The following is a 4,560-nucleotide window of genomic DNA, read 5'->3' on the forward strand; positions in this document are numbered from 1 at the left end:
CCAGGCGATTGGCCTTGCGCTCGAACAGCGCGACGCCGAGCCGCTCTTCCAGCAGATGGACCATGCGGCTGACGGCGGCCGCCGACACGCTCAGTTCGAGCCCGGCCGCAGCAAAGCTGCCGGTCCGCGCCGCCGCTTCGAATGCCTTGATGCCGTTGAGAAACAGCAGCCGCCGCAAATGCAAGACCCTTATGCAAGACCCTCAGGAAAGCTGATGCCAGGCCAAGATAACTCAGTTTGCGCGAATTGGGCAAGCGAGGCACGTTTTCCTTCACCTCTCCCGCAAGCGGGCGAGGGAGACGAACAGTTTGCAGTCCCTCACTTTTGCGGAGATCCCTTCGTGACGCCCATCATGATCGCTGCCCTTGGATTGCTGATGGTCGCCACCGCGTTCCTGTCGGGCCTGTTCGGCATGGCGGGCGGGCTGATCCTGATCGGCGTGCTGCTGGCCCTGATGCCGCTGCCGACCGCGATGGTGCTGCATGCGATCACGCAGATGGCCTCGAACGGCTGGCGCGCGTTTCTATGGCGGGCACATATCCGCTGGCGGCCGGTCGCGAACTATCTGGTCGGCGCCGCCGTCGCGCTCTCGGCCTGGTCGCTCACCCGCTACGTTCCGGACAAGCCGATGGCGCTGCTCTTGCTGGGCATCACCCCGTTCATGGCACGGCTGTTGCCGGCGAACGTCAAGCCGGACCCTGATAGGCTCTGGCAGGGCACCGTCTACGGCACGATTTGCATGGGCTTGATGCTGATGACCGGCGTCTCCGGCCCGCTGCTCGACACCTTCTTCCTCGGCGGCGATTTCGGCCGGCGCGAGAAGGTGGCGACCAAGGCGATGTGCCAGCTCGTCAGCCATTTCACCAAGCTGATTTATTTCGGCGGCATCATCGACCAGGCGGCGAGCCTCGATCCCGTGCTTGCTGCCGTTGCGATCGCGGCCTCGATGCTCGGCACCACGCTGGCGCGGCGCATTCTGGAAGCCATGACCGACCAGCAATTCATCGCGTGGTCGAACAAGCTGATCACCACCATCGCCTGCTACTACATCGCCTATGGCGGCTGGCTGATGCTTCGTGCGCCGGTGCTGGCCGCCTTCGACAAGGGAGGTTTGCAATGAGCGAGACAGCCGATCCGCTGGTGCTTGACTTCGTCGAATGGGTCGCGCGCGAGCCGCGCGCCTATGCCGAGGTGATCGCGACCTGGAAGACCTCGTGCCCGCGCCTCACCATCTGGGAAGATGCCGCCGACCGCGGCTACGTCGCGCGCGAGACGATTGCCGGCCTCGGGCTGGTCATCGCGGTGACGGAAGGCGGCGAGAGGTTGCTGCGCACCAACGGGCGGTGAGCACGTCGCTTCAAACTAGCTCTCGCCGGAGCGCTACCGCGAAGGCGCCGCAAGGCGTGGCCGGATGATCTCGACCATGCGCTCGGCCGAGGTGCCCGGCGGAAAGAAGCCGAGATATTTCCCGTCGCGGTCCATGAGGTAGATGAAGGAGCTGTGGTCGATCGTGTAGTCGCCGCCGTCCTTGCCGATCGGGATCCTGGCAAAATAGACCTTGTAGGCCTCTGCCGCGGCCCCGATCGCGTCGAGGCTGCCGGTCAGCCCGAGCAGCCGTGGATGAAACAGCGGCACATATTCGGCAAGATGCTTGGCCGTGTCGCGTTCGGGGTCGAGCGTGATGAAGACCGGCTGGACGGCGTCGGCGTCCGGCCCAAGCTGCTCGACCGCCTGCCCGATCGCCATCAGGTCGGTGGGGCAGACGTCAGGGCAATAGGTGAAGCCGAAATAGACCAGCATCAATCGTCCGCGGAAGTCGCGATCGCTGCGTACCTTGCCAGTCTGGTCGATCAACTGGAACGGTCCGCCGACCGGCTTACGATTCCACATCAGGACGTCCATGGTCTCCGCGGCCGAGCGCGCCTGCGCCGTGCCCGCGCAGGCGAGCGCCAGCATCACGCACAGCCAAGCGCCGGCGCGGCGCATCACAGCCCGAAGGTGAGGCGGCTGCCTGTCGTCGTCACCACCACCTTACCCTCCATCTGGGCATTGGCTTCCTGTGCGAAGTTGAGCCCGCTGCAATGCATGGGCACGACGACGTCAGGATTGAGCGCCTTGATCTCGCTCACGACCTGCGTGAGGTAGTCCTTGGGCGCCGGGCCGAGATGAAAGCCGCCGACGATGGCGTGCACTTTCTGGATGCCCGACACTTCCTGCGCTTGCTTCACCGAATTGACGATGCCGACATGGCCGCAGGACGAGATCACGACGAGACCGAGGTCCCGCACATTGAAGCAAGTGGCGTGCTCGTGGATGTGCTCGTCCGGCACGATCTTGCCCTCCATCTCCGCCGGCAGGTAGTGCCCGACGTTGCAGCCCAGCCCGTCCTTGATGCCAAACTCGACGAGGGTGTTCGGCAGCACGCGTTCACTGCTGCGGCGGGTGATCTTGCCGGTGGTGAAGGCGTGGTCCGCGATCACTGTTGGCGTTTCGCATAGCACGGTCGTCACTTTCTGCGCCGCGAGCGACCGGCGATCGAGGGTGCCGAAATCGGCGAACTGCCCCTGCGTCGGCGTCGGACTGACGCGATGGCAGAAATTATCCTCGCCGCCCGCGTAGAGCTTGAGGTCGGCGGGCAGCTTGTCGCGGAATTTATCGAGGAAGCCGTTCAGGCCGCCGAAATGATCGTAGTGGCCGTGGCTGACGATCAGCGCGTTGAGCTTGGCCGGATCGACGCCGATCAACGCCATGTTGTTGAGTAGCACCTCGGGCGTGTATCCATAGTCCAGCATCAGCGTGCGCTGGTTGCCGCCGCCTTCGGATTCCAACCAGAGCGACAGGCCCCATTCGTTGTGCAGCGATTTGCGGAAGTCACCGCCGGTGCGCACCGCCGGCGCGATCGAGACGCCGTTGATCTGCTTGGGGCGGAAGAACAGGTCGAAACTCGAATCCACCAGCACGCGGATCGAGAGCTTGTCGACGGTCGGAACGGCGATCGGCGCTGCGCTCGCGATCTCGACACAAGTGAAGGCATTGGCGGCCGCGGCGCCGGCGAGCGCTGCCGAGCCGAGAAGGAAATCACGCCGTGGAACGGTCCTCGTCATTGCAATGCCTCCCAAAGTTTGAAATGCCCGAGCTTAGGTCCAATCCGGTGCCAGCTCAACAACTCGCGAGCAAATTCGGCGCTGCGCGGGCGAAGCAGCCGGTCACCGGTCAGACCCGGGCACCGGCGGCAAGACGGCTTTCTTGCGCTCGTCGCTATGACGGCTACTCTGTTCGCCAATTGCAGCAACGGGACCAGCCATGTCACTCAAACTCTACGAACTCGTCGGCACCGACCCCTCACGCCCGTTCAGCCCGTACTGCTGGCGCACGCGGATGGCGCTTGCGCACAAGGGCCTGTCGGCGCAATCGCTGCCCTGGCGCTTCACCGAGAAGAGCGCACTTGTGCCGCACGGCTCCGAGAAGGTTCCGGTGCTGCTGCATCACGACAAGCCCGTCGTCGATTCCTGGGCCATCGCGAACTATCTCGAGGACCATTTTCCGGATCGCCCGTCGCTGTTCGGCGGTGAGGGCGGCCGCGCCATGGCGCGCATGATCAACGCCTTCGGCGACATTGCCCTCGTCGGCGGCATCTTTCCGCTGATCGTCGCCGACATCCCGAAAAATCTGGACGAGATCGACGCTGCCTATTTCCGGAAGTCGCGCGAGGCGCGTTTCGGCGGCAAGACGCTGGAGGAGGTGATGGCGAGCCGCGATACCGGCGTGGTCGCCTTCGGCAAGTCGCTCGAGATGATGCGGCAGACCTTGAAGAAGCAGCCCTATCTCGGCGGCGAGGCGCCGAACTACGCCGACTACATCGTGTTCGGCGGTTTCCAGTGGGCGCGGGTGGTGAGCCCGTTCAAGCTGCTGGAAGCGGACGATCCGGTTTATGCCTGGCGCGAAAAACTGCTCGATGCGTTCGACGGCATGGCGCGGAAGTCGCCGGGATACGCAGTCTAGGCTTCGTAGGGTGGGTAAAGGCGCAAAGCGCCGTGCCCACCATCTTTCGCTGTACGCAAGGATATTGGCGGGCACGCTTCCGCCTTCGCTATGCGAGCCACGGCGGACAAGTCGCTTTGCCCACCCTACGATACTGCCGCCTCCGCGGCCTTGCGCAAACACGCGCGGCACAGACAATCCTCGCCTTTGACTGGCATCGGCAGCTTTGCGGTTTCCTCCGCGCACCAGCAGGTGCCCGAGAGGTCGCAGCCAAACTCGCTGCCGCAGCGCGAGCAGACGAGGCGGCGTGGTTCCTGCGATGAGGAGTCTTTCGGATTTGTCATGATTTACGTCGAAGCTTCGCCGTGATTTTCATGTCGGGTTCATCGGTCGTTGCGGTATATTAGGCCTCGCGCGCGGACTCGGAAAGCGGCTCCCGCCACGCGAAGGACAAATCGATGGCCCGCGATTCGCAAGCCGCGCTCGTCGCGCTCAACCGTTTTGGCTTCGGTGCCCGCGGCGGCGCCTCGGGCGATCTCGTCAACGCCGCCTCCGATCCGCGCGGCTTCGTGAAGGCGG

Annotated in this window: 7 protein-coding genes; 3 read left to right on the top strand and 4 right to left on the bottom strand. The window is 64.3% G+C overall.

The window, feature by feature from the left end:
- Window positions 1-178, bottom strand: a 178-nt coding sequence (locus MOV75_RS28320) for a LysR family transcriptional regulator (protein WP_247006997.1), incomplete at its 3' end; no start/stop codon positions are given.
- A 162-nt stretch (window positions 179-340) separates the two neighbouring features.
- On the opposite strand from MOV75_RS28320, the gene MOV75_RS28325 reads away from it, so the two are divergent.
- Complete coding sequence (locus MOV75_RS28325; protein ID WP_247006992.1) at window positions 341-1,120, top strand: sulfite exporter TauE/SafE family protein; 780 nt, start codon at window positions 341-343, stop codon at window positions 1,118-1,120.
- On the top strand, window positions 1,117-1,347 hold the full coding sequence (locus MOV75_RS28330) for a hypothetical protein (protein ID WP_247006993.1): 231 nt from the start codon (window positions 1,117-1,119) through the stop codon (window positions 1,345-1,347). The genes MOV75_RS28325 and MOV75_RS28330 overlap by 4 nt, the downstream gene beginning before the upstream one ends.
- Before the next feature lie 33 nt (window positions 1,348-1,380).
- Here MOV75_RS28330 and MOV75_RS28335 read toward each other — a convergent pair whose 3' ends face one another.
- Together MOV75_RS28335 and MOV75_RS28340 are read right to left on the bottom strand one after the other, a co-directional pair.
- On the bottom strand, window positions 1,381-1,986 hold the full coding sequence (locus tag MOV75_RS28335) for an SCO family protein (RefSeq protein ID WP_246930862.1): 606 nt from the start codon (window positions 1,984-1,986) through the stop codon (window positions 1,381-1,383).
- The gene (locus tag MOV75_RS28340; RefSeq protein ID WP_247006994.1) at window positions 1,986-3,104 is read right to left on the bottom strand and encodes an MBL fold metallo-hydrolase; all 1,119 of its coding nucleotides are present in this window, start codon (window positions 3,102-3,104) and stop codon (window positions 1,986-1,988) included. Before MOV75_RS28340 ends, MOV75_RS28335 begins: the two co-directional genes overlap by 1 nt.
- 199 nt (window positions 3,105-3,303) lie before the next feature.
- On the opposite strand from MOV75_RS28340, the gene MOV75_RS28345 reads away from it, so the two are divergent.
- Complete coding sequence (locus MOV75_RS28345; RefSeq protein WP_246930857.1) at window positions 3,304-4,002, top strand: glutathione S-transferase family protein; 699 nt, start codon at window positions 3,304-3,306, stop codon at window positions 4,000-4,002.
- Window positions 4,003-4,127: 125 nt separating this feature from the next.
- Here the strand turns inward: MOV75_RS28345 and MOV75_RS28350 are convergent, their stop codons facing one another.
- Window positions 4,128-4,325: a cysteine-rich CWC family protein gene (locus MOV75_RS28350; RefSeq protein WP_247006995.1), complete on the bottom strand. Its 198-nt coding sequence runs from the start codon at window positions 4,323-4,325 to the stop codon at window positions 4,128-4,130.
- Window positions 4,326-4,560 lie beyond the last annotated feature (235 nt).

Source organism: Bradyrhizobium sp. PRIMUS42, assembly GCF_023006515.1.
Lineage (GTDB): Bacteria > Pseudomonadota > Alphaproteobacteria > Rhizobiales > Xanthobacteraceae > Bradyrhizobium.